The sequence below is a fragment of the Aequorivita sinensis genome (genome assembly GCF_006346335.1).
GTDB classification, from domain to species: Bacteria; Bacteroidota; Bacteroidia; order Flavobacteriales; family Flavobacteriaceae; genus Aequorivita; species Aequorivita sinensis.
The window spans coordinates 1-1,259 of record NZ_VDMC01000050.1 but is presented as its reverse complement, the minus strand read 5'-3'; the positions used below and the strand labels follow the sequence as shown (position 1 = coordinate 1,259).

Genomic DNA, 1,259 nt, shown 5'->3' with positions numbered 1-1,259 from the left:
TGACTGGAGTGTCTATATTTGTTGTGACAACTTAATTAAGCCCTAAATGATTAAATTTAACATATGGCAAGAAAACATGAAAACGATTTTAAGGTTCTAATCGTAGAATTAGTAAAATCAGGTAGACCAATTAAAGAGGTATGTACTGAGTACGATCTAAATGACAGTATGGTAAGGCGATGGAGAAGAGAATACGAAGCTAAGTCAGGTGACTTTACTAAGAAAAAGGAGTTGTCTCAAGAAGAAATAGAATTGAAGGCCTTGAAAAAGGAGCTTCGAGAAATAACCATGGAACGCGATATATTAAAAAAGGCAGTAAGCATCTTCTCCAAGAACGACAGGTGAGGTATCAATTTATTTCAAATAACATTGATAACTATACAGTCGAGAGGATGTGTAAATGCATGGACGTTAGTAGAAACGCTTATTATAATTGGGAAAAAACAAAAGATCAGATTGTTGAGAAAGCATCTCGTGTTCTATTGAAAGAACACATACGTTTGATTTTTAATAGAAGCAGACAAATCTATGGTAGTTATAGAATTCAAAAAGCGCTGGAGAGAGAAAAGCTTTTCTATAGTCGTTCATATATAGCCATATTAATGAAAGAAATGGGTTTGAAGAGTGTTTTAAGAAGAAGGCACAAAATAACAACGGACTCCAATCATTCATTTGGGATTTCAGAAAACAAGCTAAATAGGGAGTTTGATAGCTCGAAACTTGGGCAGAAATGGGTCTCTGACATAACATACATTAGAGTTAACAATGATTGGAACTACTTAACGACAATAATAGATTTGGCTGATAGGAAAGTCATAGGTTGGTCATTAAGTGAGGATATGACCACCGAAAATACGATTATCAAAGCATGGCTTCACGCTAGATCAAGCAGAACTATTAGTCCTGGGCTTATTTTTCATTCGGATCGTGGAGTACAATATGCATGTAATAAAATGGTTAACCTCTTTTCTTTCAACAAAAAAGTTGTCCAGAGCATGAGTAGAAAAGGAAATTGCTGGGACAATGCTGTGGCTGAGAGCTTTTTTAAAACAATTAAAAATGAATGGTTATACCGTTTTAAATACACCACTTACTCCCAATTGCATAGTTCTGTAGAAGATTATATAAACTGGTATAATAATGAAAGACTACATTCATCTCTAGGGTATATTTCCCCTCTAGAAATGGAAATTAAATTAAGAGGGAAAACTAATAAAGTGGCTTAAAAAAAATGTCACAAGATTAGTAGGAATTCCAGA

Annotated in this window: 2 protein-coding genes; both read left to right on the top strand. The window is 34.2% G+C overall.

Annotation, left to right across the window (positions count from 1 at the left end):
- Nucleotides 1-63 precede the first annotated feature (63 nt).
- Nucleotides 64-345: a transposase gene (locus tag FHP04_RS14755; RefSeq protein WP_241836877.1), complete on the top strand. Its 282-nt coding sequence runs from the start codon at nt 64-66 to the stop codon at nt 343-345.
- On the top strand, nt 252-1,226 hold the full coding sequence (locus tag FHP04_RS14335) for an IS3 family transposase (protein ID WP_317129573.1): 975 nt from the start codon (nt 252-254) through the stop codon (nt 1,224-1,226). The genes FHP04_RS14755 and FHP04_RS14335 overlap by 94 nt, the downstream gene beginning before the upstream one ends.
- Nucleotides 1,227-1,259: the final 33 nt, after the last annotated feature.